The sequence below is a fragment of the Paenibacillus dendritiformis genome, assembly GCF_021654795.1.
Classification (GTDB): Bacteria; Bacillota; Bacilli; order Paenibacillales; family Paenibacillaceae; genus Paenibacillus_B.
The window spans coordinates 3468064-3493968 of record NZ_AP025344.1; the positions used below are offsets into that span (position 1 = coordinate 3468064).

A 25905-nucleotide genomic window follows, 5' to 3' on the forward strand; every position below is an offset into this window, starting at 1 on the left:
CAATGAACAAAGCAGTTCTTCTCAAATTCTATCATACATTCACCGGAATATTCCATTAGGTTGATGCTCGCGCAGGGTTGTTCAGCCGTTTTTCTCCACCTGATGTCCGCCAAATTCATTCCGCAGCGCAGCGACCACCTTGCCGTGGAACGTATCCGACTCGAGCGAACGGTATCTCATGAAGAGAGACATCGCGATAACCGGCGCGCTTGCCTGCAGATCCAAGGCCGTCTCGACCGTCCATTTGCCTTCGCCCGAGCTCTGCATCACGCCGCGAATGCCTTCAAGGCGAGGATCCTTCGAGAACGCATTCTGTGTCAGGTCCATCAGCCAACTGCGGATAACCGATCCGTTCGACCATACGCGCGCAACCGATTCATAGTCGAATTCATAATCGCTCTTCTCCAACAGCTCGAATCCTTCGGCGATCGATTGCATCATTCCGTACTCGATCCCGTTGTGGACCATTTTCAGAAAATGACCGCTGCCGCTCTTGCCTGCATACAGATAGCCTTTTTCAACCGCGATATCCCGGAATAATGGCTCAAGCAGCTGGAATACCTCTTCCTTGCCGCCAATCATGAAGCATCCGCCCTGGGCAGCGCCTTCGGTGCCCCCCGATGTGCCTACATCCATATAATGAATGCCATGCTGCTGCAGCTTCTCTCCGCGGGCGACCGATTGCTTATAATGTGAATTCCCTCCGTCAATGACGATATCCCCCTCGGTCAGGAGCGGAATAAGCGTCGCGATGACATTATCCACGATTCCGCCGGCCGGTACCATCATCCACACGATCTTCGGCGAAGGCAGCTTGGCTACAAGCTCTTCAATCGAATCCGCCGCCATCGCTCCCAATTCCGCTGCCTTCTGCCGCGGCTCCGGATTCACGTCATATGCCGCAACCTGGTGCCCATGCCGAAGCATGTTGCTGACCAGATTGAATCCCATTTTACCGAGTCCTATCATGCCTATATTCATGCTGTCTCTTCACTCCTTGAATTACACTACAAGTATACTTGTATACAACTTTTTCATTTCCTATCTTACCTTGTTCCCTGGAATCTGTAAAGAAGAAGTTTGAAAGCGATTTCGATATACATACTTTGACCGAATCGGCCACCGAGTATACCGCCAGCGGTAATGACATTGCTTATCCGGAAGATAAGCCTCAATACTGCCCGGCAAGGCAGGTAGAATTTTCAATGCCCTGCTAGGGAGACGAATCCCATGACGGGAGGGAAAGAGTATTACCGCATCACGGAAAAAGGCAAGCGCACTTGGGAACACAATCAGTAAAACGAAGCATGGCGAGGCCAAAGCCTAAGGACTCTGCATCACGGAAGATGCCGACGATGTCACGGTTTCACGAAGAGCCACGGCATAACATAAGGCCTCTTTCGCTGTAAGAGAAAGAGGCCTTTCTTGGTCTTGTCCCGACTACCAGTCACCTGCGGCCACAGAAGCGGGCCCCGGGGCCGGGGGATGGCCCTTGGCCAATGCGCTAGGCTACAGCCGCTCCGCCGCCTGTGCCAGACGCTCCATCGCTTCCTCGATCACCGCCCGGCGCGAGGTCATATTGAGCCGCATAAATCCGCTGCCTTCCTTCCCGAAAGCATAGCCTTCACTTAACCAAACCTTTGCTTCCTTCAACGCCCAATCATTCAGTTCGGTGTCCGTCATGCCGAAGCTACGCCAATCGAGCCACTTCAAATAGGTCCCTTCCTGGGCGAATGTCTTTACTTGCGGAATACGCTCGGCGAGAAACTGCTCAATATAACGGCTGTTCCCTTCAATGTATTTCAGAGCTTCGTCGAACCATGCCTCCCCGTGCGCATATCCGGCAATCGTCGCCTCAATGGCGCCGAGATCGAGTTCAGCGACTCCGGCGCTTTCTACCGCCTTCCGGAATTTCTGGCGCAGCCCTTCTTCTTCAATGAAAATATTGCCCATTTTGAAGCTCGCGATACTGAACGTCTTGCTCGGAGAGGTCGCCGTAATCGTCCGTGCCGCCACATCCGGGGACAGCGTCGCAATCGGAATATATTGATGCTCGCCATAGGTGAAGTCATGATGGATATCATCCGAGAAAATAATGACGTCATGCTGCAGGCACAGGTCAGCCAATCTCTGCAGTTCGTCCCGCTTCCATACGCGTCCAACCGGATTATGAGGGTTGCAGAGGAAGAACATTTTGAGCGCCGGATCCTTCACTTTCTGTTCGAAATCCTCGAAGTCGATCTCATATCGGCCATCAACCAGCTTGAGCGGGTTCGTAACGAGCGTCGCCCCGTTGAATTGAATCATTTTAGCGAATTGAGGATAGACCGGGGTCTGAATCATCACCCTGTCTCCCGGTACCGTCATAGCCCGGACGGCGAACGCCATGGCAGGCACGACGCCCGGCGTCAGCACGAACCATTCCTTCGCGATATCCCATTGATGGCGGCGCTTCATCCAGTCGATGACGGCGGAATAGTACCGATCCATGCATAAGGTATATCCGTAGCTAGGCTTGCTCATGCGGGCGACAAGCGCCTCCTGGATCGCCGGTGCCGCCGGGAAATCCATATCCGCCACCCACAGCGGGATGCATCCTTCCTTGGACGGGTGGGAAGGCACTGCTTTGAGGGCGTCCAATGCCCCCCGATCGATGGTTTGCTCGAAATCGTACATATTTCATCCTCCTTATCGTGATTAACCTAACAAGCCACTGGCCGATGCCAACGCATCAATGTCTCTGCCAGGCAGCGGCTGCGCCCGTCTTCGCATACCGGCGCTCCATAATGGCCAGCCGCGTGAAGAGGCAGATGGCCCCGGCCGCCAGACCGCTGATGAGCCCGATCCAATACCCATAGGCGGCAAGCGAGGTGAACTTGGCCAGCATGAAGCCGACCGGAAGCCCGATAACCCAATAAGACATCAGAGCGATCAAAAAGACCGCATTCACATCCTTATATCCCCGCAGCACGCCTTGGACCGGGGCCGCCACCGCATCGGACAGTTGAAAAAATATCGCATAGATGAGGAACGACTCGGTCAGCAGGCGCACATCCGGTTCATCGGAGTACATGCCGGCGACCTTGTGGTTGAACAGGAACAACAGCACGGCGAACAAGGAAGCCAGGGTTACGGCCGAGAGAATTCCGATGCGGGTATACTGCTTCGCATCGCTGAACCGCTTCGCTCCCGCCTCGAAGCCGACCACGATCGTCAACCCCATCGCGATGCTCATCGGCAGCATATAGAGGAGCGACGAGAAATTCAATGCAGCCTGATGTGCCGCGATCGTATTCGTGTCATATTCGCTCATGAACAGCGTGACCGCCGCAAAGATGCTGACCTCGAAAAAGATCGACAGCCCGATTGGCGTGCCGATGCGAAGAATCTCTTTCCAGCGGGAGAAGGAAATGCCCCCCCATTGCCTAAGCATGCCCATCGATTGCATCATCGCGTTGCCGCGCAGGAACAGAAAAGCGACAATGGCAATGATGAGATATGTAATCGCGGTAGCGATCCCGGCGCCGACGCCTCCCATTTCCGGAAGTCCAAATTTCCCGAAAATAAAGAGATAGTTGAGGGTGACATTGACGGGGAAGGACAGCAGCGTAATGAACATCGTAACCCGGGTCTGACCCAGTCCGTCAATGCTTGCCCGGAAGACCGTATAGAGAAATGCCGGAATGACGCCGAAGCCGAGCGCGATAAGATAATCCTTCGCCACCCGATGAACCTCATCCTCCAATCTCATGGCCGACAGAATCGGATCGAGAACGAATGAGCCAATCAGAACGACGGCGGCTCCGACGATGACAGACAGATAAGCTGCCTGGGTCACGCTCGGCGCCACTTCTCCCTTCCGGCCCGCTCCCATATGATGGGCGATGATCGGGGTGACGGCAAGGAAGATGCCGCTAATGCCGGTATAGACGGGAGCCCAGATGCTGCCGCCAATCGCGACGCCGGCAAGATGGGTGGCGCTGTAGTTCCCGGACATGACCGTATCGAAAAAGGACATCAACTGCATCGCAACCTGGGTAACGAAGATCGGCACTAAAATATGCAGCAGTTGAACGATTTTTTGTTGCAGCGTAAACGTTTGCTTCATGATGTTGCCTGCTCCTTATCTGTCATATGGTGTCAGCTCGCATCAGGCCGATACCGGCCGCTCTGCCCCGTCGACAAGGAGAAGATGGCATGCGTCTAGAACACCTCACCCATTGTAACATCAAACGGAAAGTTTTGCTTGGGAACGCAGGTTCGGTTACAATATAGATGAAAGAAAGGAGTACTGGACCGATGATGACAATTCAGAAAGCGAAGGATCGGGCGGCGCTGGAAGCGAAGCTGCCCGGCTTGCCATGGTACATCCAGCAATTTATCGAATATAAGCTGCCGGATCTGTCCCCTTCATCGCTGCTGGAATATGTGCGGGATTACGAGATTTTTTTGGGGTGGCTGGTGGCAGAGCGCCTCACCGAAGCGGAGCAGACGCGGGATGTGACGCTTTCCGATCTGGAGCAGCTTCGGATGGAGCATATTACGTCCTTCCGCATTTATTTGACCACATACAAAGAAGCGTCCAATTCGAGAGTGACGGTATCCCGGAAGCTGTCCTCGCTTCGCTCGCTGTTCCATTATTTAAGCCAGATTGCGGAGGACGATCAATTTTACCCGTTGTTGAAGCGGAACGTCATGGCGAAGATCGAGATCAAGCGCGTACATAAGCCCAAGGACACGGCAGCGAAGCTGAAGGGCAAGCTGCTGGAAGAGCAGGAACTGGATGAATTTGTCGAATATGTCCGTACCGGATACGCCCATGATGTCGCCGACAATAAGCAGGCTACCCATGCCCATGCGCTCAATGCGGTGCGCGATGCCGCAATCGTCAGCCTGATCTTGAATTCAGGGCTTCGGGTAAGCGAGGTCGTCAATTTGAATATGGACGATGTCGATATGAACCGGAAGCTGGTCAATGTCTACCGCAAAGGCCATAATGACGACACCTTCAAGACCCCGGTCTATTTTCGGGACAGCGCCAAGCAGCATCTGCAGGATTATATTGACCTCAGATCCGAGCGCTATGCGGCCCCGAAGAAGGAACGCGCCTTCTTCCTCGCCATCAAGAACGGAGAGAAGGAAGGCAAGCGGATGACGAAGCGGGCCATGCAGCAGATGATTCTCAAATACGCGAAGGGGTTCGGGAAGCCGGCTCTGACCGTTCATAAGCTGCGGCATTCCTTCGCTACGGACTATTATTTGCATAATGATATATACAAGACGAAGGAGCAGCTCGGCCATGCTTCCACAGAGACGACGGAGATCTATGCCCATCTGACGGACAAGACAATGTCCGAAGCGATCGAGCGCCGGGGAGAGAACTAGGCATCGGGCTGTGGCGCTTCATCCAACGCACAACACCCCTTCATCGCATGCAAACGCCGCCTCTCCCGTGGAGCGACAGGATGGGCGGCGCTGCTTATCTTCGCCGGAAGATGCTGCCCGAGCGGCTTCGCGTCTTCGGCGGTTTATATTTCTTCACCCTCGGCGGGGTATATTTTGACGACTTGTCGTACTCGTTTTTATTCCTGGTGATCGAGCCCCGCGTATTGCTGTCCGACGGCGTACGCTTGAAGATGCTCCCTCCGCTACCGACCGTCGAGTCGTTGCTGCTCGTGCCGCGGCGGAAGATCGAACCCTTCCGCTCGACGGTAAGCGGAGGAATCTTCTTCTTCTCCTCGGTCGTCGGCGCCCGGTATGGCTTAGCTGGCTTATAATCTCCGCGATCCGTATATCCCCGGTAGCCCCCCGCTCCCCGGAGCGAGTCGAACAGCGTATCCAACAGCCGATATTGGAGGTACATCTCCAGGAAGCTGCGATCGTAATTGTTCTTCACATATTCCTTGGAATCGACTTCGATCAGGCTGTCTTCCGGTTTCTCCGGATCCTGCTGAATCTGAATCAGCTGATCGCGGTAGACCAGGAACATTCGCTCGGTACTCGTCTCCGATATCTGCTCCGGCCTGCGCTGCTCCGCAATCGCCTCGGCCGCCTCCGGCACCGGCGTATTCTCGGCGCGATAGATATAGGAGGTGCTGCTTCCATCCCTCGCCACCGATTCCAACGGATACGATGCGGACAGATCGATCCGGCCGCAGGCCGCCAGCAACGGAAAGAGAAGGCTGGCGATAATGATCCATTTGACGGCGTTCCAACCCCTTGTATTCATGGCGGGGCTCCTCATGATCGGCGGATGATGCGCACATCCGCCGCGATGACCGCTTCGCCTTCATACAACTGGAAGCGCCCATCCTGCCATTCAATGCGGAGCAGCTTCCGGTCGTCGGACTGGTATTGCCACACATACTGCTCCCCGGCTCCGCCGAAGGGCGTCTGGCCGGTGCAGGTCACTCTGCCGTCATATTGATCCTCCAGATAGAACCATTTTCCGTCGAGATCGATCTCGGTCGGAACCTCCTCCACCGAATCAAGCCGTCCGTCAATCCCCTGATATAAGCTGTAATAAGGCTGTTCCCGCTGTTCCACATGCAAATACCGTATATTCGCCCCGTCGCGCAGGGTCACCCAGGTTCCCGGGCGAATCCGCCAATCGGTCCGGCCGACGACTTCATAGCTGATCAAAGAGACTTCGCAAATGTCTCCCGGCTCCAGCATGGACGGTTTTCTTTCCGGCTTCGGCGCTTCGGGCTTGGCCACTATGTTTTTGATTCGTTTCCACAAGCTCATCCGTATCTCTCCTTCCGTTGCCCTCTGTCCGTTACAGACAAGCGGCGATGATGAGCGCGCCTACGATATGCATCGAACCAGCCACGAGGGCGTATGACATGCGCCCTTCCTTCGTGCCTTCCTCCAAATTCATGGCGAACACGCTCCGGAACAACAGGCGGAGAATGAATTCCAAAATGAGGAGGATAACGAAGGAGACGGCCAACATGAACAGCGCCTCGCCCAGACTATAGGCAACCTTAATCGAACTCGACAGGATGAATCCTTGCGAGAAGAGCTTCATCACGAAGCGGGTTGTCACGGCAACGTTCCCTGCCCGCATTTCTTGAATATCATTGTAACCCGTGAACAGCGAATCCACGAACATAAGCAAGAACAGGAGCAGGGCTCCTGTTGCCGTCCATATCGCGATCCCGGCAATATTGTCGAGAATCATGTTATCCTGCACTCCCCTTACCGTTCGATGAGATCTCCGTACCTATTGGTTAAGAAGGACGCTTGCCCTTGCGGCAAGCGTCCCTGATCTTACTCTGCGGACTTATTGTATTTTTGCATAATGGCCGCGAGTTCGTCCTCGACATCCTTGTTCTTGCCCAGCTTGGCGAACTCATCGTCAAGCGATTTGGAAGAACCGTTCATCTCGTTCGAGGCCTCGGCTTGAGCTTCCATCGCCAGCATTTTGTCTTCCATCCGCTTCAATCCGGACATGGCCGTATCGGAGCTGAAGCCTGCCATCGCCTTGTTGATTTCCGTCTGGGCCTTCGCCGCGTTATAGCGCGCCACGAGCGTCTCGCGCTTGTTCTTCATGTCGGAATACTGCTTCCGCATCTCGTCCAGCTTCGCGCGAAGATTGTCGGCGGATGCCTTGTTCTGCTCGTAGCTCGCCTTGAATTCATTCATCTTCTCCTCGGCGGCTTTTTTCTCCTCCAGCGCCCGGCGGGCAAGATCCAGATTATCGGCCTGCACGGCGATATGGGCCTGCTCCTCGCGCTTCTTCACCAGCGCGGCCTGCTCCTCGTACGATTGCTTGAAGCGCTTCTCGATCGCGATCTGCTGAGCTACTGCACGTTCTGCCTCCTCCAGATCCTCTTGCATGTCGCGCAAGTATTGATCGGTCATCTTGATCGGATCTTCGGCTTTCTCAATCAGCGCATAAATGTTGGACATGGTTACATCACGCAAGCGTTTGAATAATGACATGGACAGTTCCTCCCTATGCAGTCTTATTCCTCAGAGTATCCGGGTAGCCTTGGATTCCTGGGCATGTTGTTAATCCGTCTTTATACCCATACATACGAATGGAATCCGACGTTGTTTCACTTTTTTTTCTTTTCCTATTTTAGCATGCGCAGCAGAAGAAAAATAGCGGTCGCCGGAGGTGTCCGACAAAAAGAAAATGCCGGGGCCGTCACGGCGGCCTCGGCATAATTATCACACTTCCCGGCGAACCCGGTCCAATTCGGCGGTGAATTGCCGCCATGCCTGCTCCACGACCAGCGGGATATGTTCCTTCCTCAGCTGGTCGTAATGAATGCCGGCGGCGACGGTTACGGTCGTCCCCAGCGCTTCCGAGGCGCGGAGGGCCATGGCGGCGGCAAGCTCGTCCTCACGATGCCCGGGAACGGCATGTGTGGCGGCCTTCCACTGTCCCGCCGCATTCCATGAGGTCGATACGGCGCCAATATGCGCCTCCCCCCCGGTCAGGAGGAACAGCCAATCCCGGCCTTGCCGTATCGCCTGTACCCGAATATCGGCCCCAGGGAGAGCCGCTTCCTTAGAGCCCCCGCTCATCATATAATTCCCCGAATTTCATCCAAACTATGAATATTCTCTTTTTCCATAAAGGCCGTCAGACCGTTCAGCAGATCTTCGCCTGCCCGCAGATTCATGAAATTGTACGTACCGATCTGGACCACTTCGGCTCCCGCCATAATAAATTCAATGATATCTTCCGAAGAGGAAATGCCGCCCATTCCCATAACGGGAATCGTGACCGCCTGCGCGACTTGATGAACCATGCGCAGCGCAATCGGCTTGATAGCCGGGCCCGACAGCCCCGCATACGTATTTTGGAACACACTGCGACGCTGGTGGATATCTATTTTCATGCCGGAGAAAGTATTGACGAGCGACACGCATTCCGCTCCCTCTTCCTCGCACATGACCGCCATATCGACCACATTCTCCGCATTCGGCGACAGCTTCACCGCCAGCGGCAGCGAGGTGACCTGACGGACTTCGCGAATCACATCCCGGGCGACCTCGGTTCGGATTCCGAAGGCCATGCCGCCCTCCTTCACATTGGGGCATGATATATTCAATTCGATCATGTCGACTGCAGGCCGGCTTAATTTGCGGCGGTCCTCGGCATCCTTTGTAATTTTCAGCGCGCCTAGCAGATAATCCTCGATCGTGCTTCCGCCAAGATTAGCGATTTTGACCGGTTCTATCTTTTCCCAGAACTTCATCTCCTCCTGAAGAAACGCATCGACGCCCGGATTTTCCAACCCGACGCTATTCAGTATGCCGCTTGCGGTTTCCCAGATGCGCGTGCCCTCGTTCCCTGGACGCGGTTGTAAGGTCAGTCCTTTGGAGGCGATGCCGCCAAGCTGATTGATATCATAGTATCGGGCATATTCCTGCCCGAAGCCGAATGTGCCGGAAGCCATGACAAGCGGGTTTTTGAATTCAATTCCCGCCACATTACACGCTAAGCTTCTCATGCCACGCCACCTCCTGTGCCTGAAATACAGGTCCGTCTGAGCAGACCTTGCGGTTGCCGCTTGCCGTTCTCACGGAGCACCCGTAGCAGGCTCCAATGCCGCAAGCCATTCTCTTCTCCAGTGAGACGAACAGCTTCGTCTCCAACCCTTCCGCCATGCGGGCAGCCGCCTCCATCATTCTTAGCGGCCCGCATACAAAAATATTGTCGTATTGCTTCATATCGACTTCAAGAAGCATATTCGCATCGACCCGGACGACAAGCTCGCTCGCATAGGGAACGAACGCTTCCGTCATATAAGAAGCCCCCCGGAATCCGAGATAAATATCCGGCTTGTCCAGCTGTCTCGCCGTGTACAGCAGGGGCGCGATGCCGATGCCTCCGCCGAGTAACGCGGTCTTTCCCTCCACTTCGGGAAAACCGTTGCCAAACGGCCCCTCAAGCTGAATCGAATCGCCCGGGCGAAGGCTGGCGAACCGGGCCGTTCCTTCGCCGCCGGCTTTGTAGAGAAATTGGATAGAGCCCGGCTCCAAATTGTGAATACTTATCGGGCGTGACAGAACTGGATAATGGTTCCATGCCCGGAGCATATAGAATTGCCCCATCCGCCCCGCAAAAGCGCCTTCTACTGTCATGAGATAAACATCTTGAGCTATCTGATTGTTGGTAAGAATCTTATGCACGTGTTTGCTCCTTTGTTCACCTTTAGCAATTCTACTATGCCTGTAACGGCGCCATTCCTCTGTGACGCAGGTCACGTTCGGCATAAATCGGGCCCAGAACGGACATAACAAGAAGACAGGTGCAATCGGGAAAGGAGGAAGATCATTGCGGACAAAACAGATATGCTGCCTGCTGGTATGCCTGGTAGTGGTGGCCGGCTGCTTTCCGCGTTCCCACCAGGCGGCCCCGGATCCGAAGCTGAATTCATTGGAAACGGACCAGCCACCTTCAGAGATGGCACGACAGCCAAGCCAGGAAGCGGCGCAACGAGCTGAGACAGGCCAGCGCACGATCTCCTTCGTCCTGCAGGACAAGCCGCATCCTCTGCCGCATCAGCCCCTGCCTTTGCCCAAGTTCCACTTGACAATGAAGGGAGCTGCCAAAACGGAAGGCGCTAAGGAAAAAGTCGAATCCGACTCCTTGGTACGGAAGAGTGCAGTACAGAATTCCGCCATGAAACAAAAGGAGCCACCGATCCCGGAGCCAGCTCAATCCGCTTCGCAGAACACTAAATCCGGAATAAGCCAGCACCATTTGAGCCTGGCGCAACTCCGAATGAAATACCCGCATATTTTCAAGCTTCATGGCTCTAAGCGCGGACTGCGCCGGGTAGCCCTTACCTTCGATGATGTCCCTGATAACCGGATAACCCCGCTTGTGCTCGACATTTTGCGGGAGCATAACATTCGCGCTACCTTCTTCCTCGTGGGCTCTCGGGCCAAAGCCCATCCCGACCTGGTTCGGCGAATCGTCCGGGAAGGCCATATTATCGGCAATCATTCTTACAGCCATCCCTTGATGACCAAGCTGTCACTTCCTGCCTTCGAGCAGCAAGTGAAGGATGCGGAACGGGTAATTGAAGAGATAATTGGTTACAAGCCAAGATTTTATCGCCCTCCCTTCGGGGAAATCAATGAAGAGCAGTTAAAGTGGGCAGGGGATCACGGCTATCTGGTCGTCAATTGGGACGTCGATTCCAACGACTGGCGGGGCTTGAACGCCAGAGAAGTATATAACAACGTAATCAACGCCGTCAGACCCGGCTCAATCGTCCTTCAACATGCCGGGGGAAGCAAGCAAAACGGTTACTTGCAAGGAACGGTCAAAGCCCTGCCCTCCATCATCAAGGAATTGAAGAAGCAGCGTTACCGTTTTGTCACCGTGCCCGAGCTGCTCCAGGACCGGAAAGATAAAAAAGACAATTGAAGCCCTGAAATGCAAAAACAACCCCTGCCACAAGATGGACAGGGGTTGAATGATGTTGATATGAATTATGAAATTATATATACTTCGACATTCTGAATGCCGAAAGTGCTGCCGGTCTTCTTGCTGACAGGCACGAAAATATCAAGCCGGTTGCCATTGATGGCGCCGCCGATATCGCGAGCTTCCGCGATGAATCCGCCTTGCGGCAGATGCTTGAACTGATAGCCGGTAATGAACAGCTTTGTTCCCAATGGAATCTTCTTCGGATCCACGGCTACCGTCCCCAGCTTCAATGGGTTGCCGAAGTAATCGACTGCGCCCCATTTTCCGTTTTCACTCGCATGGGCCGTATATGCCGTGGCCTTCATGTTCAATTTCTTTTTATAGGTCATCTCCTTGCCGGAGACGGTAAGTACGTTATTCTTAGCAGCTTGCGGAGCCTGCTTCGCTTTCTCCTGCACTTGCTCCTTAACCGCCGATGCCTTTTCCGCAGCAGCTGCCGGCTCGTCCGCTGCTGCTGCAGCCTTACCCGCTGCCGATGCGGTCTCATCCATGTCCGCTTCTATCAAAGCAGCGTTCTGATCTTCCACCGCAAGACCTTGCAAGGTCTTTTTCGGAAGCTCCAGCTTCAACCCTCCATAAATATTCCGAGCATCGATGTTCGGGTTCGCCTTCATCAAGACGTCCAGATCAATATTATGCTTCTTCGCTAGAGAGTAAAAAGTGTCCCCGTCTTGGGCGATGTAAGGCTCAGCATATGCCGGCATGATTTGAAATACAAGATTTAATCCCAGCACTGCCGCTGCAAGCTTTAATGTCGTTCTTTTCCGCATATGGTGTATGTTCCTCCTTAAGCTAGCCTGCGAGGTTAGTTGTCGGATTCGGGTCAAGGAGTACCCTACATGCTGGCCACCCGCCAGTTCTGATTCACCCCAAGGCGCTCATCCCGTTGTGAAATGAACACCGGTCAATCATCCCCCGTACTATGTTCGGCTCGAATTGCAGCATATCACAATTTTGTAACCTGTGCGCATGCAGTTAATGGAAATTAAGCCACAACATGCTTCAGAATCCTATGAACTGGGCCAAAATGACTTATGAAATCGCTTCATTCCGTCCATAAGGAATCAGGTATGTAACAAAATTGTAACCAGCGATTACTACTATATCATAGATTACAAATTTGTAAACAGTTTTGCCCCTTCCTCATATTGGTGATGTCTAATTTCCTGTTGGCACGCGGCTTGCTCGTACTGTCCCCCTCTGTCGGCAGTTCGCTGCCTTAGGGACATTCTCCCGTTGCGTCAGGTAGCTCGCTGTCTTTGGGACACTCTCCCGTTGCGTCAAGTAATTGGCTACCTTTAGACCACTCTCCCATTCCATGAGGCAGCTCGCTGCCTTTGGACCACTCTCCCATTCCATCATCTCCCATTCCGTCAGGTAGCTCACAACCTTTGTTGCCCTGGCCCGTCAGGAGATACGATGATTTTGAAGCGGCTTCTGAAGAATAGCCGAGCTGGCATGAAACAGAGCGCCTTTAACTTCAATCCCAGCTTAGGTGCGATACTGCTTATAAGGAACCAACACGCACTATTCCACTGCCTGCTCCATGGGGATACTGCCCATAAGGAATCTACACGCACTATTCCGCTGCCTGCTCCATGGGGATACTGCTCGTAAGGAGCCAACACTCACTAATCCACTGCCTGCTCCATGGAGATACTGCTCATAAGGAACCAACACGCACTATTACCTACCTGCTCCATAGGGATACTGCTCATAAGGAACCAACAAGCACTATTACGCTGCCTGCTCCATGGGGATATTGCCCATAAGGAACCAACACGCATTATTCCACTGCCTGCTCCATGGGGATACTGCTCATAAGGAACCAACACGTACTATTACGCTGCCTGCTCCATGGGGATACTTCTCGTAAGGAGCAGCACGCAATCTCCTGATTGTCTGGCATCAGGATAGTGTTCTTAAGAGAAAGGGATTTTTTGACTGTGGAAAAAGGGGATTATGGGCGGCGCTTCATTTTCAGATGAGAGGAACGTACTTTCTGCATTTCCGGCGCACGTGCAAAAGCCAGCCGGAAGCACCGGCTGGCTCTGTTTTGGAGGGTCAATGGGTAACCGGCTCCATTGATTTTTTAGTTGTGTCTTTTCGCGTGCATCGTGCATTTAAAGAACCTGTCCGAGGAATTCCTGTGTGCGGGGGTGCTGCGGCGCAGCGAACAATTGCTGCGGCGGTCCCTGCTCGACGATATGCCCCCCATCCATGAACACGATGCGATCTCCGACCTCGCGAGCGAACCCCATCTCATGCGTTACGATCACCATCGTCATCCCGTCACGGGCGAGCGACTTCATTACTTCCAGCACTTCGCCGACCATCTCGGGATCCAGGGCGGATGTCGGCTCGTCGAAGAGCATGACATGCGGCTCCATCGCCAATGCCCGGGCAATGGCAATCCGCTGCTTCTGTCCGCCGGACAACTGGTCTGGGTAAGCAGATGCCTTGTCCGCCAATCCGACCTTCTTCAAAAGCTCCATCGCGGTCGCCTCTGCTTGCGCCTTGCTCTTCCCTTTCACTTTAATGGGAGCCAGCGTAATGTTGTCCATCACCGACATATGCGGGAACAGATTGAAGGATTGAAATACCATGCCCATTTTGGTGCGCGTTGCGTTAATATCATGCTTTTTGTCATTAATTTTTAGGCCTTCGAACAGAATATCGCCCGCGGTCGGCGTCTCCAGCAAATTGAGACAGCGGAGAAAGGTGCTCTTGCCCGAGCCGCTCGGCCCGATCACAACGACGACTTCCCCTTGCTCGATCGTCATGTTCAAGCCATTCAAAATGCTCAGCTCTCCGTACGATTTATGCAGGTCACGAATTTCGATCATTCTTTTTCAACTTCCTTTCCAGAAGGCCGATTGCCTTAGACAATGGAATCGTCAGCACGAGGTACATCATAGCTGCTCCAAGGAGGGGTCCCATAGCCGTATACGTCTTGCTGCGGATAATATCTGTCTGGAACATAATGTCCATGATTCCGATCAGGCTGACAATCGAGCTCTCCTTGATAATGGTGACGAACTCGTTCCCAATTGCCGGAATGACTGTACGGAATGCCTGCGGCAAAATAATATAGCGCATCGTCATGCCTTTGGTCATGCCAAGCGAACGTGCCGCTTCGGCCTGCCCTCGATCCACCGCCTGGATGCCCGAACGGAAAATCTCCGCCAAATAAGCCGAGCTGTTAATGGAGACGGCGATCGCGCCGGAAGTGAATTTGCTGAACTCGATACCGAACTGAGCCAGTCCGAAATGAATAATAAACAATTGCACCAGAAGCGGAGTTCCGCGAAGCAGCTCGATATAGACGACTGCGAACCAATTCAGCGGCTTGAATGGCCCAATCCTCATCAGCACAATAATAACGCCAAGCACGAAGCCGGCGAGCACCGCTACCAGCGAGAGCAGCACCGTAATCTGGGCTCCGGATAAATAGTCCCATTTATAATCCCATAGCATAGAGAGCCAGTCCAACAACAGCCTCTTCCCCTTTCCAATCTCTGCCTGTCATGTGATAGAACGAAAAAGAGCGGCTTGCGCCGCCTCTTTCTCCCCGGGTGTAACGGGCATTTATTGCTCTTCCGCCATCTGGGTCGCTTTCGTAATGAACTCGTCCAGCTTCCCTTCCGATTTCAGGCGGGCAATTGTCTTGTTTGCGGCTTCGACCATCTTTGGACTGCCTTTGCGGAAGCCGATGACATAGCCATCGCTCGCTGGCTGCAGCACGGCATCCGACATCTCCAGTTCAGGACGGTTCGCGGCATAGGCCTTCGCGACCGGTTTCTCGACGATGACCGCCTCGATCCGGTTCGACTCCAGCGCCAAGACCAGATCGCTTACCTTGGCCAGCAATTCAGGCTGTGCTTCCGGAATCTGGGAGATGACATTCTCAAAAGTCGATCCTTTCTGAACCCCGATCTTCATCCCTTTCAAATCTTCCGGCGTCTTGTACTTGTCCTTGTCGGCCGCACGCACGATCACGCCAGCCTCAGCCAGGTAGTACGGATCGGAGAAATCTACCGCCTTGGCCCGCTCCGGGGTTGGATCCATACCGGAGATAACCATGTCCAGCTTGTCCGAGTTCAGCGCTTCAATTAAGGATTCGAACTTCATATCATCGACTTTTAGTTCAACGCCCAGATCCTTTGCAATCTCGTTCGCCAAGTCGATGTCGAACCCGACAATTTCATCTTTGCCGTTTATCGTCTTGTGGAACTCAAATGGAGGATAATCGGCGCTGACGCCGACAATGAGCGTCTTTTTGCTTGTAATATGGTCATAACTATCTCCTTTGGCTCCGCAGCCAACCAGGATGGCCATTAATAGCGTACATACCGCTAGAATCTTCATTGTTCTCACTATACTTCATCCCCACTTCTCTGATTATCCTTCCTTCCCATGATAGGAGGATTTCGGTCGTTCCCAATTATACATGATGATGTATAGATATACAATGGTTTAGAACAAAAAAGATGCTGGAACGGCTGTGTTACCGGGAGAATTCACCAATTGCAGAAAAAACACCGGTCAATGGTCATAAGGCAACCGCTTTATTACTAAAATGTGCACATTTTCAGTTTTTCATCCAACCGCCTTGCTGAACAGGCAATTCCCTATTATATTCATTTCCAAAACAAAAAAATACTAATTTTTGGTACAACTTCGACAGGCACGCCATCTGTATTCGCGGGTATTAGATGCATCAACCCTTTCCTTTGCTGCTTTCGATCTATTTTGGGGAGTATTCCTTCTATTCCGAAGATTATGCGACAGCACGCTCCAATATGTATAATTATGTATATTTTTCACGCGTACAACGACGGGAAGAACAGGTCATTGAACACGCACTTCCCGCCGCCCCTTCACTGAACAGGTTCAGGCTTCTCTGGAATGAGCGGAAACCGGATATGTATGAGCGTCTTGCCCGGAACGGAGGAGATTTCCATGCTTCCCCGATGACGATGCACGATACGATAGCAGATGGACAGCCCCAAGCCGGTTCCGCCCGCTTTCGTGGTCAGGAAAGGGGTTCCCGCCGACTGCAATACGGCGGAATCGAAGCCGGGTCCTTCATCCTCAACCTCAAGATGTACCGCCCGCTCATCATTCCAGGTCCGAACGGTCAGCGTCTGATTTGCTTCCATCGCCTCCAACCCGTTGCGGATCAGATTGTGCAGCAGCTGGCGAATTTCTTTTTCATCCATCTCGAATTCCGGCACCGGATTGAGCTCCAGCCGGATCTCCTGACAATCCGTCGTCGCCGCCGCCTGCACGAGCGGATAAATATGAGTTATCACCTCGTTCAATGATTGCTTGCGGAATTCCGCGACTTTGTGCTGAGCCAACGTCAAATATTCCGTAATGATGGAGTTCGCACGCTCGATCTCTTCCATCATCGTCTCGAAATAAACGTGCTCCTTGGCATGCTCCGGCTTGCTGCGGAGCAGCTGCAGAAATCCTTTGACCGTCGTCAACGGATTGCGTATCTCATGGCTGATGGCCGCCGCCATCTCGCCCACAACCTTCAAGGCGCCCATCCGCTTCATCTCCTGCTCAAGCTGAACTTGCTTGTGAAGCGAATCGGTCATCCGGTTCATATGCTCGCCAAGCAGCCGGAATTCATTATGCTGATCCAGCTCCACCCGCACATTGTAATCCCCTCTCGCCAGCCGGGACGAGGCATCGACCAGACGCCGCAAAGGCCGATGGATGAGGCGGCGGATCCACATATGCAGAAGCAGTGCGACGACAACCGCAACCAGCGTGAAGGTGCCGAATGTCACCCAAGCGACCCGGTAAAGAACGGAGTCGATTACCGCGGCCGGGAGCATAATCATCGCAATCCACTCCGCTTCTTTCAAGCCGACCGTAAACACAATCATATTCGTGTCCTGATATGTCGTCATCGATGTCGTCTCTGCGGTCTGCGTAATATCTTTTTTGACCTGCTCGAATATCGGAATGAGATCTTCGTCGAAGTCCCGATACAGATTGGCGAAGATCGTATGCCGCTTATCCGGGTCATACAGCAGATCCCCGTCTCTCGTAATGAGCAAGGTCTTGCTTTCCGGATGGAAACTGAGCCGCAAGCCGACCTGCTGCAAATCGTTATAATGGACGTCAATGCCGGCCACGCCCAGCAGCTGATCCTCCCCGTCATATACGGGGGTGCTGATGGACAGCATCGGCTGATGTGTTAATGGATCGATAAAAGGGGCGGTAATATGTGTTCCCCCGCTCTTGACGGCTCCATGATAGTAATCGAAGCGCGGATCGCTGGCATAGACGGGCGACGAGGCATCGATATGCTGTCCGCTCTTAATTTCGACAGGCCTCCCATTTTTGTCATAGCCGTACCAGATAGAATGCTTCCCCTGGCTGCGATAATTCGAGTGCGCCGTGAACCAGTAGCCGTTGACGAATTTGTTAGGGCTGCCCGCAAAGAGCCTCGTTGCGCTCCTGACGTCGGCCTGCACATCATCCGACAACCGGTATAGCTCGCGAATAAAACGGGAAAATGTTTCTACCGATTTCTTGTGATGAAGGAGTGCCGAATCCACCTCGTTCGCAGCCAGCTTCACCTGATTCAAATAATTCTCTGTCATGTTGCGCTGAATGATTGATTGTACCGCCTGGTGGGAGAAAAATGAAATGACAGCAAGTGCGGCAATAACGGTCACGATGATGCGGACCATCATCTGCCGGTGAATCGTCCGTAACATAACAGCCTCCGTTTGGCTCGGCGGCTCTCATTTCTGTCTCGCCAGAGCCCAGTCTCTACATACTAACGGATTTCAATCTTCGCCAATGACATGAAGCGATGGTTTGCGACATTTCCTGCGATCAAGTTCGATCTCATTATAGTAGGTTTTGTCGAACATAGATATCATATCTTCCATTTTCCATAAAAAAAGACTTTTGTATATGTTCATATATACAAAAGCCTTGTCCTTTTATACAAAAGTCATAGGGTCACTGTTTCTCGTCCTCCGGTTCGCTAGCGGCCGGCTGATGAATCGGAAGCGTCACAATCACCGTCGTGCCTACATCCGGCTTGCTGTCGATGCTCATATCGCCATGATGCGCCTTCACCAGCTCATACGTAATGGCCAAGCCCAAGCCCGTGCCCCCATGGCTCGGGTTCACCTGATAGAACTTATCCATGACCTTGGCCAAATGCTCTTTGCTGATGCCAATGCCCTGATCCACGATGCGCACGACTACTTTGTCCTCGTCCCAAGTCGAATGGACCGTAATGACCGATTCATTCGGCGAGAACTTGACCGCATTGTCGATCAGATTGAGGAACACCTGTTTCAACCGGTTCGCATCGCCAGAGATAGGCTGCTCCGCGCCGCGGGAACGCACCTCAATATGAATCTGCTTCTGCTCGGCCTTCATTTTTACCTGCAGCACCGTGTCTTCCAATATTCCCGACAGGCAGACCGGCGACCAGTTGAATTGCAGCTTGTTCTCCTGCAGCTTCGAGAAGTCAAGCAGTTCCTCGACCAGACCGATGAGCCGATCAGTCTCCTTCAGGATGACGTTCATCCCCAGCTTGCTCTCTTCTTCCTCGAACTGCCCGGAGAGAAGCGTCTCGCTCCACCCCTTAATCCCGGTCAGCGGCGTTCGCAGCTCATGCGAGATCGAGGAGACGAAGTCATTCTTGAGCTGATTGCTGCGGACGATCTCATGAGCCATGAAGTTGAGCGTCCGGGCCAGCTCGCCGATCTCATATTTGTATTCTTCTTTGATGCGAACATCGAAGCGCCCCTTCGCCATCTGCGCGGAAGCGCTCGTAATCTCATTAATCGGCTTCACGATGGAATTCGCCAGGCCGATGCTGATGATGAGCACGACGATGAGAACCGCGATCGCAATAACAACAGACAGCAGCACAATGCTGTTAATGCGGGCATTGACCAAATCCAGCGAAGTCACCAGACGGACGATGTAGACGATATCTCCCTTCGCATAGATCGGTGACGCGATCGACATCACCGCCTCTCCCGTCCCCGGCTGCTTGCCAATCCATTGCCCCATCGTGCCGCTCTGGGCACTGAGAACGTCGGCCGTGGCGACCGGCTTGTCCACCCGGAAATAGCTGGACGATATCAGCACCTCGCCCTGGGGGTTGAGAATCTGCACTTCCGCTTTCTTCATATTGTATTGCTTCAGCAGCACGGGGAGCCAGCTCCGGTCTTCCGTATTGACCCCCGCGTTGCCTTGCTGGTAGAGCGATGTAGTGACACTCAAATGAGACGACATATGGTTAGAAATCGAATCATAATAATAGGAGCGGACAGCGATAAGAAATATCGCCTCCAAAATAAGCATCGTCAAAAACACGACGATAAAATAGTGCATTACCACGGAACGCCGTATACCCGGCTTTAGCATGAAGAGGAACCTTTCCATTTGTATCCATGTCCCCAGACTGTTTCCAAATATTTAGGCGACGAAGGCTCGTCCTCGATTTTCTGCCGCAGGCGGCGGATATTGACATCGACAATCTTCGGATCGCCCATATAATCTTTGCCCCATACATAATCAAGCAGCACATCGCGGCTTAATGTCATATCTTCCTTCTCCATGAAGAACTGCACCAGCGAGAACTCCGTCGGAGTCAGATCAATCGATTGATTATGCTTCGTGAACCGCTTCGCAATCAGATCGAGCGTGAACGGCCCCGAATGATAGACGACTTTCTGCGCAGGCTGCTGATAAGCGTTGACCCGGCGCAGGAGAGACTGAATGCGGGCCACCAGCTCCGTCGGGCTGAACGGCTTGCTCACGTGATCGTCGGCGCCGACCGACAACGCGTATACCTTGTCCTGCTCCTGAACCTTGGCCGTCAGGAAAATGATGCCCATCCGTTCATTGAACTGACGGACCCGGCGGCAAACCTCAAAGCCGTCAATGCCCGGAACCATCACGTCGAGCAGGGCAATATCAATCGTCGTGTCATTAACTAGAATCTGGTAGGCATCGTTGCCGTTAGCGGCCTCCACCACATCGAATCCGTTGCGCTTCAGGTTGATGACAATAAAGCTGCGAATGGATTCTTCATCTTCCAGAATGAGTATCTTCGTCATCTCTTTCCGTCTCCTTCGTTCATTCATTGCTTTCCCGGTTAATATCCGGCAGCTTCGGAGTTCCTTTGTTCAGCATCAGCGGCTCCTTGCTGAATACGCCGATAATGGTATCTCCATACGAGCTGAGATAGGTCCACTTCTCTTTGTACGTCTCCCACATTTCCGGATTGAAAAACTTAATCTCGGCCAGCGTCTCATTCGTATGCATGTCCATAAACCGGATATATTCATCCTTCTTCGACTTCGTATCAATCGTGACCCGGCCATACCACGAATTCGGCAGCTTCAGCTGGAACCGCTCCTCATAGTCGCGGTACTGCTTCTCGACCAGCTTCAACCCTTTCTTCTCGTCCCACTGATAGTAGCTCGTGAAGTACGGAATCGCGTACGACGCATAAATATCCCAGCCCGGCGGCATCTCGGGGATCGCAATCTCGATGATGCCGTCTCCGTTCATGTCACCGCTGGCTACGTTGTAGGGCTTGATCGCCATCTCTTCCGGCAGGACGGAGACGAGCTGATTATCGGGTGTCAACTTGATAATGTCCGTCACGCCGTAATTGGCGCCAGCCAATGCGTCAAGCACGATTCCTTTTTGGTTTGTGCTTATATGTCCTGAAATCATGTTCGTATACGTGCTTACGTTTTTGTCCAGCGTCAATTCATTCTGCTTGGACATCTTCCCGTCCTTGAAATCGTACATGGCCAGCACCGGCGGCATGTCGCGGCGGTTATTGACGATATACAACTGATTCTTCCCGTCCCCGTTCAGATCATCGATGACGAACTGGGAATAGGGCTGCTCGAATATTTTGACAATGCCGTCCTGCGTGAACGAGTAGACGACCAATCCTTTGTTCAAGTCCTTGTCGCTGCCCCCATATCCGACGACGAGATCCAGCTTGTTGTCATGGGTCAAGTCCACGAGCTCCACCCGATCCAAGCTGACGCCTACCCCGTCGAACTCGACTACCTTGTTCCACGTCTCTCCGTCGCTATGGAAGACGAGTCCGTGCAGGCGCACATCCTTGTCCGGCGTCTCGTAAAAGACGATGGCCGTATCCGCCCGCCCGTCATTGTTCAGATCGGCGAGCCGTATGGCGCTGGCATCCTCGGTATTGGTCGGGCGCACGATATTGTTAACTCCCTTCGGCATCTGCGAGGCGATGATCGTCATAATCTTCGCTTTATCTTCCGGAAGCCGAGGCATGCTCATTAACGACTTCGGATCCTGCAGCCATTCGCACCCGGTCAGCAGGAAGCACCCGAGGAGAAGAAGCGACACGCTTCGTATCCATCGCATTGTCATTCCGCTTATCACTCTTTCATCAGTTCAGATTTATCCTGATTATGATTATATCTTAACAGAATACATACTCCATCATTATAAAAAAAAACTGTCACCGAAAGGTGACAATACCATGACAAACCCCGTCCTAATACCATAGCGCGTCGATCATTCCATTCTCCGCCTTGATATCCTGCAGCGTATAGATGGAGATCGGGAAATATTGAAAGCCGTAGGCGTATGGAGCCAGCTCATACAAGCCGAAGAAGAGGACAAGCTCCTTGTCCGTCATATAAAAATCTTGATCCGGCCGAATCTCGGTGAACGGCTCCAATACGGGAATGTCGCGCGCCTTAATCTGGGCGGCTACATGGTCCGACAGCACCTTCACATAAGGGGCTCCCGGCTTGAAAAGATCCGCCAGCTTCAGCTCCCGCCCGTTCCGGACATCCATCGTCATTCCGGCCTGATACGTCATCCCGTGCGCGGCATGAGCCGTATATCCATAGACGATGAGAGTGAGGCTGAGATAATGGCGTTCATTCAGCTTGGTCTCATAGGAGCCCGTTACCTCCGTCTCCGGCGCTTCTCCGTACCCGGTCATCCGGATGAGCCGGACCGCCTGGCGGCGAATCGCCACATTGATGCGGGATACCGCTTCGACCCCGTCACGGCCCCGAATCTGAGGCACGTAGACGGTCAGCTTCGGTCTGCGGATGACATACGTATCCACCTGGACCGGCAGCGGATACATCGTCGTGGCATCCGCTTCCGTTGATGTGGTCATCTCTATCCCCTCGCTTCATCCTGGGTCATAATCCCAATATATGCGAGGAGAGGCGCGGCGTGACATTCGCCTAAGCGGCATTCCGCACTCCACTACTGGATAAGCGACTTCTCCGATTGGAGCAGGCGGCGTCCCTTCACGTCGACCGCGATCCGTCCTTCCTTCATTCCCCAGATGCGGGTCGCATACTTCTCGGCCAGCTCGGCTTGATGGAATACGGCGATTACGATCTTCCGCTCCCGCTGACACAAGCCGCGGAACGTCTCCAGCACCGACTCGGCGGCCTTCGGATCCAGGCCGAGGACCGGCTCGTCCGCCAAGAGGACGTTGGCCCCGTGCACGAGGGCCCTCGCGATGGCGACACGCTGGCGCTCCCCGCCGCTGAGCTTGCTTGTCTCCTCATGCGCCTTGTCCAATAAGCCGAGCATCTCAAGCGTGTCCATCGCGCCCATATAATCATCCGAACGAACGATGCCGAGAGCCATCCGCCAGAGCGGCGTCTGATGGAAGCGCCCGATAAGCACATTCTTCAGCACTTTTCGATTCAGATTGAGGACCGGATTCTGTTCCAGATAAGCGAACTCGCGCATCACCTTGCGCTTGCCGTTGACCTGATTCTCGAAAATATTGACACCGTCGACGTTATACTTGCCGCTCGTCCAGCTCTCGCGCATCGCGATGCATTTGAGCAGCGTCGATTTGCCGCTGCCGCTTGGACCGATGACGCCGACGAACTCGCCAGGCTCGAGCTCGAAGCTCAGCCGATCCAATATCGGCGGGGCCGGCGGATACCGCTTGACCAGACGTTCTACTTTAATCATGGCATTGACTCCTCTCTATCCGTAAAAGGCATTCCGTTTCTCTTTCCTCTCGACCTGTTCCCAAAATCGGCTTGCACCATATGAGCATATATTTATTAGTGTAGGAAGATGAGACCTAACTTGCAAGCGTTTTTGCCTGCCGCTTGAAGATGAAGCCGAGCAGCGAGAAGCCGATGTACCAGAGGCCAAGCAGGTAGAACATGCTGCCCATCGACACGTACTGCAGCCCCAAGCCGGCCAGGTTCGGCCCGATAATACTGCCCAGGCTGAAGTGTACGGATGCGATCACATTCGCGGAAGGCAAGTATGCCTTCGGCAAAATATCCGCGGCATAGGCCAAGCCTAGCGAGAAGAAGGAGCCGACCAATCCGCCGACCAACAGGAATAGAATCAAAATTCCCCAGACGCTCGTTCCGGCGAACGGGATGAGGAGGAATCCCGCTCCTCCGGTCAGGCCGCACGCCATCAATACCTTTTTGCGGTCGAACTTGTCGCTCAGTATGCCGAGCGGAAGCTGAAGGATAAGGCCCCCGATGCCGAAAAACGGCAGCAGGAAGGAGATCCAATGCTCCTCCAGGCCGATGCGCAGCGCATAGATCGGGAAGTTGCTGTTCATCGATGCTTCCATATAGCCGTACAAGAAGGCGGGCAGCAGCGCGAACCAGGCCCATTGATATGAACGGGCATACCGCTTCTCGGGACGGGCGCCTTCATGCAAGCCTTCCACCGGCTGGTTCGGCAGCACGAACATCACGAGCCCGATGACGACGAGGAACAGCGCGGCCATTACCAGGAACGGCGCGGAATCATGCACCCGGAGCAGATTAATGCCGAGCGGACCGAAGCTGAAGCCAAGCCCATAGGCCATCCCGTACAGCGAAATATTCCGTCCCCGCCGGTGAGCCGGGCTGACGGAGACCGCCCACAGCTGGGTCGCGTAATGCAGGGCGCTGTCCCCCAGGCCGACAATCATCCGCAGCGCGAACCAGACATAGATATTGGGCAGCAGCGGGAAGAGCACGATGGCCGCCGTGACGACGATGAGCCCGCCGAGAAGCATCCGCTTGTATCCTACCCGGAGCAGGATTCGCTCGACAGCGAACATCATGGCGAAGACGCCGACGTACAAAGCTGTCGCATTCAGCGCGTTCAGATCGGAAGGGACGCCCATCCGCTCCAGAAAGATCGTTAAGAGCGGGAGCAGCATTCCTTGACTCAATCCGGTAAATGTGACCACAATAATAAGAATGAAAAATTGCATGCTTGGAGAACTCGTAGTGAAACGCCTTGCTGACATGGACTTTCCTCCGCAAAACTATGATTTGAACGCTTGAAGCGGCGGCATCCGGCCGCCCCCGCAAGCTTCATTTGACACCAACATTTCAACATTATAGTAGACAATAGGATGCAACACAATTCATAATGATAGAGTAACGCAATGTTATCCAAGGGGGCTCCGTAAGGCATGACCTACCATGTTCGTATCGACTACTCATCGGTATATGAACTTATTGGAAGCTTTATGTTGTTCGTTCACCGGAAGTGGATCCGCAACGTAGAGAACGGAATGGAATGGGCGCGCGGCATCGAGCAGCAGCTCCCTCCGCAGTGGAATGCGTACAGCGAGAAGATGCGGAAGCATTCGTTAAGCGACTTCGACATGCTCTACGCGCTGGCGCTGGAGCGGAACCATAACGATATTCCTTCCTATCTCGAGCAGCTGGAACGGCTGACACCGGACGAGTGGGACAGGGTCAGACAAGAGAATGGGCTGCGCCTGCACTCCTTCCGGCTGGAACGCTGCCTGGAGCTGTATGTTCCGGCGCTCCGATTCTGGTATGAACACTATATCCGTCGCTCGCTCCCGGAATGGGAACCGATACTTCTGCATGACGCGGAAGAGAAGCGGCGGTTGTTGGACAAAATACAGCCTCAGGATCTCATCGAGCTGGCCACGAACGGCGTCGTCATTCCGGAGCACGAGTCGGTTGACGAAGTGATTCTTGCCCCGATGTGGCACTATCGTCCGATTAATAATAACTGTACGTTCCGAAGACGGATTCTCGTCCTCTACCCGGTGGACAAGCCGGAACCGGATCTGATGATTCCGTCGCACAACCTGCGCCGCATGACCGAAGCATTGGCTGACGAGAAGCGGCTGCGCATCTTGCGTCTGGTCGGACAGAAGCCGTATACATTCGAGGAGATCCAGGAGTATATACCGCTGTCGACGGGGGCGCTCAAGCATCATCTGGCGGTCCTGCGCTCCGCGGGCTATATCCGGACGTACTGGAACGGCAAGGTGCAGCGGATCGCGCTGCGGCCGGAAGGGCTTGCGGATTTATCCGCTTTTCTCGAGGCCTACATACATTCATGACAACAAGCCTGATTGCAGCCTCTTGCGCTGTTGCGGCTCTGATAGCGTCAAGGAGGTG

Annotated in this window: 24 protein-coding genes and 1 riboswitch; of the genes, 3 read left to right on the top strand and 21 right to left on the bottom strand. The window is 53.6% G+C overall.

What is annotated here, in order from left to right; genetic code table 11:
- Positions 1–81 precede the first annotated feature (81 nt).
- The 3 genes from gnd to L6439_RS15250 form a co-directional block, all read right to left on the bottom strand.
- Positions 82–981 carry a phosphogluconate dehydrogenase (NAD(+)-dependent, decarboxylating) gene (gene gnd, locus L6439_RS15240; RefSeq protein ID WP_213468324.1) on the bottom strand — a complete coding sequence of 300 codons (900 nt, stop codon included), beginning with the start codon at positions 979–981 and terminating at the stop codon, positions 82–84.
- Positions 982–1509: 528 nt separating this feature from the next.
- Positions 1510–2676 carry a MalY/PatB family protein gene (locus tag L6439_RS15245; protein WP_213468323.1) on the bottom strand — a complete coding sequence of 389 codons (1167 nt, stop codon included), beginning with the start codon at positions 2674–2676 and terminating at the stop codon, positions 1510–1512.
- A gap of 55 nt (positions 2677–2731) precedes the next feature.
- A complete protein-coding gene (locus tag L6439_RS15250) occupies positions 2732–4108 on the bottom strand; it encodes an MATE family efflux transporter (protein ID WP_213468322.1) in 1377 nt (458 codons plus the stop codon).
- Positions 4109–4302: 194 nt separating this feature from the next.
- Here L6439_RS15250 and xerS point away from each other — a divergent pair, with 194 nt between their 5' ends.
- Positions 4303–5385, top strand: a complete 1083-nt coding sequence (gene xerS / locus L6439_RS15255; RefSeq protein WP_213468435.1) for a tyrosine recombinase XerS — start codon at positions 4303–4305, stop codon at positions 5383–5385.
- Between the two features lie 94 nt (positions 5386–5479).
- On the opposite strand, the gene L6439_RS15260 is transcribed toward xerS, so the two are convergent.
- From L6439_RS15260 to L6439_RS15290, 7 genes are all read right to left on the bottom strand, one after another.
- Positions 5480–6229, bottom strand: a complete 750-nt coding sequence (locus L6439_RS15260; RefSeq protein ID WP_168180630.1) for a DUF4247 domain-containing protein — start codon at positions 6227–6229, stop codon at positions 5480–5482.
- 11 nt (positions 6230–6240) lie between these two features.
- Complete coding sequence (locus L6439_RS15265; protein WP_172878940.1) at positions 6241–6747, bottom strand: DUF4178 domain-containing protein; 507 nt, start codon at positions 6745–6747, stop codon at positions 6241–6243.
- Positions 6748–6778: 31 nt separating this feature from the next.
- On the bottom strand, positions 6779–7183 hold the full coding sequence (locus L6439_RS15270) for a DUF350 domain-containing protein (RefSeq protein WP_213468321.1): 405 nt from the start codon (positions 7181–7183) through the stop codon (positions 6779–6781).
- 89 nt (positions 7184–7272) lie between these two features.
- Positions 7273–7947 (bottom strand): PspA/IM30 family protein, encoded by a 675-nt coding sequence (locus tag L6439_RS15275; RefSeq protein ID WP_168180628.1) that lies wholly within the window; start codon positions 7945–7947, stop codon positions 7273–7275.
- A gap of 231 nt (positions 7948–8178) precedes the next feature.
- The gene (gene lpdD / locus L6439_RS15280; RefSeq protein ID WP_237096490.1) at positions 8179–8541 is read right to left on the bottom strand and encodes a prenylated flavin chaperone LpdD; all 363 of its coding nucleotides are present in this window, start codon (positions 8539–8541) and stop codon (positions 8179–8181) included.
- Positions 8538–9470 (bottom strand): dihydroorotate dehydrogenase, encoded by a 933-nt coding sequence (locus L6439_RS15285; protein ID WP_213468319.1) that lies wholly within the window; start codon positions 9468–9470, stop codon positions 8538–8540. The genes lpdD and L6439_RS15285 overlap by 4 nt, the downstream gene beginning before the upstream one ends.
- Positions 9451–10152, bottom strand: coding sequence for a dihydroorotate dehydrogenase electron transfer subunit (locus tag L6439_RS15290; protein ID WP_168180625.1), 702 nt, complete (start codon positions 10150–10152; stop codon positions 9451–9453). The genes L6439_RS15285 and L6439_RS15290 overlap by 20 nt, the downstream gene beginning before the upstream one ends.
- Before the next feature lie 145 nt (positions 10153–10297).
- Here L6439_RS15290 and L6439_RS15295 point away from each other — a divergent pair, with 145 nt between their 5' ends.
- On the top strand, positions 10298–11398 hold the full coding sequence (locus L6439_RS15295) for a polysaccharide deacetylase family protein (protein WP_213468318.1): 1101 nt from the start codon (positions 10298–10300) through the stop codon (positions 11396–11398).
- A gap of 65 nt (positions 11399–11463) precedes the next feature.
- Here the strand turns inward: L6439_RS15295 and L6439_RS15300 are convergent, their stop codons facing one another.
- The 11 genes from L6439_RS15300 to L6439_RS15350 form a co-directional block, all read right to left on the bottom strand.
- Positions 11464–12231, bottom strand: a complete 768-nt coding sequence (locus L6439_RS15300) for a 3D domain-containing protein (protein WP_213468317.1) — start codon at positions 12229–12231, stop codon at positions 11464–11466.
- A gap of 8 nt (positions 12232–12239) precedes the next feature.
- A riboswitch (cyclic di-AMP (ydaO/yuaA leader) is annotated at positions 12240–12415 on the bottom strand.
- A 1169-nt stretch (positions 12416–13584) separates the two neighbouring features.
- A complete protein-coding gene (locus L6439_RS15305) occupies positions 13585–14307 on the bottom strand; it encodes an amino acid ABC transporter ATP-binding protein (protein WP_168180622.1) in 723 nt (240 codons plus the stop codon).
- Positions 14291–14956, bottom strand: coding sequence for an amino acid ABC transporter permease (locus tag L6439_RS15310; RefSeq protein ID WP_168180621.1), 666 nt, complete (start codon positions 14954–14956; stop codon positions 14291–14293). Before L6439_RS15310 ends, L6439_RS15305 begins: the two co-directional genes overlap by 17 nt.
- Positions 14957–15049: 93 nt before the next feature.
- Entirely contained in the window at positions 15050–15829 is a 780-nt protein-coding gene (locus tag L6439_RS15315; RefSeq protein ID WP_213468434.1) for a transporter substrate-binding domain-containing protein, read from the bottom strand.
- A gap of 512 nt (positions 15830–16341) precedes the next feature.
- On the bottom strand, positions 16342–18201 hold the full coding sequence (locus tag L6439_RS15320) for a HAMP domain-containing sensor histidine kinase (RefSeq protein ID WP_213468316.1): 1860 nt from the start codon (positions 18199–18201) through the stop codon (positions 16342–16344).
- A 250-nt stretch (positions 18202–18451) separates the two neighbouring features.
- Complete coding sequence (locus L6439_RS15325; RefSeq protein WP_237096491.1) at positions 18452–19846, bottom strand: sensor histidine kinase; 1395 nt, start codon at positions 19844–19846, stop codon at positions 18452–18454.
- A 26-nt stretch (positions 19847–19872) separates the two neighbouring features.
- Positions 19873–20574 carry a response regulator transcription factor gene (locus tag L6439_RS15330; RefSeq protein ID WP_213468315.1) on the bottom strand — a complete coding sequence of 234 codons (702 nt, stop codon included), beginning with the start codon at positions 20572–20574 and terminating at the stop codon, positions 19873–19875.
- A 19-nt stretch (positions 20575–20593) separates the two neighbouring features.
- Positions 20594–21883, bottom strand: a complete 1290-nt coding sequence (locus tag L6439_RS15335; protein WP_237096492.1) for a hypothetical protein — start codon at positions 21881–21883, stop codon at positions 20594–20596.
- A 127-nt stretch (positions 21884–22010) separates the two neighbouring features.
- A complete protein-coding gene (locus L6439_RS15340; protein ID WP_213468314.1) occupies positions 22011–22649 on the bottom strand; it encodes a DUF3298 and DUF4163 domain-containing protein in 639 nt (212 codons plus the stop codon).
- 92 nt (positions 22650–22741) lie between these two features.
- Entirely contained in the window at positions 22742–23470 is a 729-nt protein-coding gene (locus L6439_RS15345; protein ID WP_168180616.1) for a phosphonate ABC transporter ATP-binding protein, read from the bottom strand.
- A 115-nt stretch (positions 23471–23585) separates the two neighbouring features.
- Positions 23586–24731 (bottom strand): MFS transporter, encoded by a 1146-nt coding sequence (locus tag L6439_RS15350; RefSeq protein ID WP_168180615.1) that lies wholly within the window; start codon positions 24729–24731, stop codon positions 23586–23588.
- A 204-nt stretch (positions 24732–24935) separates the two neighbouring features.
- Here L6439_RS15350 and L6439_RS15355 point away from each other — a divergent pair, with 204 nt between their 5' ends.
- Complete coding sequence (locus L6439_RS15355) at positions 24936–25847, top strand: ArsR/SmtB family transcription factor (protein WP_168180614.1); 912 nt, start codon at positions 24936–24938, stop codon at positions 25845–25847.
- The last annotated feature ends 58 nt before the right edge of the window (positions 25848–25905 follow it).

Coding starts and splice junctions, on each gene's coding strand:
- gnd (WP_213468324.1), bottom strand. CDS start 981: ATGAATATAGGCATGATAGGACTCGGTAAAATGGGATTCAATCTGGTC.
- L6439_RS15245 (WP_213468323.1), bottom strand. CDS start 2,676: ATGTACGATTTCGAGCAAACCATCGATCGGGGGGCATTGGACGCCCTC.
- L6439_RS15250 (WP_213468322.1), bottom strand. CDS start 4,108: ATGAAGCAAACGTTTACGCTGCAACAAAAAATCGTTCAACTGCTGCAT.
- xerS (WP_213468435.1), top strand. CDS start 4,303: ATGACAATTCAGAAAGCGAAGGATCGGGCGGCGCTGGAAGCGAAGCTG.
- L6439_RS15260 (WP_168180630.1), bottom strand. CDS start 6,229: ATGAATACAAGGGGTTGGAACGCCGTCAAATGGATCATTATCGCCAGC.
- L6439_RS15265 (WP_172878940.1), bottom strand. CDS start 6,747: ATGAGCTTGTGGAAACGAATCAAAAACATAGTGGCCAAGCCCGAAGCG.
- L6439_RS15270 (WP_213468321.1), bottom strand. CDS start 7,183: ATGATTCTCGACAATATTGCCGGGATCGCGATATGGACGGCAACAGGA.
- L6439_RS15275 (WP_168180628.1), bottom strand. CDS start 7,947: ATGTCATTATTCAAACGCTTGCGTGATGTAACCATGTCCAACATTTAT.
- lpdD (WP_237096490.1), bottom strand. CDS start 8,541: ATGATGAGCGGGGGCTCTAAGGAAGCGGCTCTCCCTGGGGCCGATATT.
- L6439_RS15285 (WP_213468319.1), bottom strand. CDS start 9,470: ATGAGAAGCTTAGCGTGTAATGTGGCGGGAATTGAATTCAAAAACCCG.
- L6439_RS15300 (WP_213468317.1), bottom strand. CDS start 12,231: ATGCGGAAAAGAACGACATTAAAGCTTGCAGCGGCAGTGCTGGGATTA.
- L6439_RS15305 (WP_168180622.1), bottom strand. CDS start 14,307: ATGATCGAAATTCGTGACCTGCATAAATCGTACGGAGAGCTGAGCATT.
- L6439_RS15315 (WP_213468434.1), bottom strand. CDS start 15,829: ATGAAGATTCTAGCGGTATGTACGCTATTAATGGCCATCCTGGTTGGC.
- L6439_RS15320 (WP_213468316.1), bottom strand. CDS start 18,201: ATGTTACGGACGATTCACCGGCAGATGATGGTCCGCATCATCGTGACC.
- L6439_RS15325 (WP_237096491.1), bottom strand. CDS start 19,846: ATGCACTATTTTATCGTCGTGTTTTTGACGATGCTTATTTTGGAGGCG.
- L6439_RS15330 (WP_213468315.1), bottom strand. CDS start 20,574: ATGACGAAGATACTCATTCTGGAAGATGAAGAATCCATTCGCAGCTTT.
- L6439_RS15335 (WP_237096492.1), bottom strand. CDS start 21,883: ATGACAATGCGATGGATACGAAGCGTGTCGCTTCTTCTCCTCGGGTGC.
- L6439_RS15340 (WP_213468314.1), bottom strand. CDS start 22,649: ATGACCACATCAACGGAAGCGGATGCCACGACGATGTATCCGCTGCCG.
- L6439_RS15345 (WP_168180616.1), bottom strand. CDS start 23,470: ATGATTAAAGTAGAACGTCTGGTCAAGCGGTATCCGCCGGCCCCGCCG.
- L6439_RS15350 (WP_168180615.1), bottom strand. CDS start 24,731: ATGCAATTTTTCATTCTTATTATTGTGGTCACATTTACCGGATTGAGT.
- L6439_RS15355 (WP_168180614.1), top strand. CDS start 24,936: ATGACCTACCATGTTCGTATCGACTACTCATCGGTATATGAACTTATT.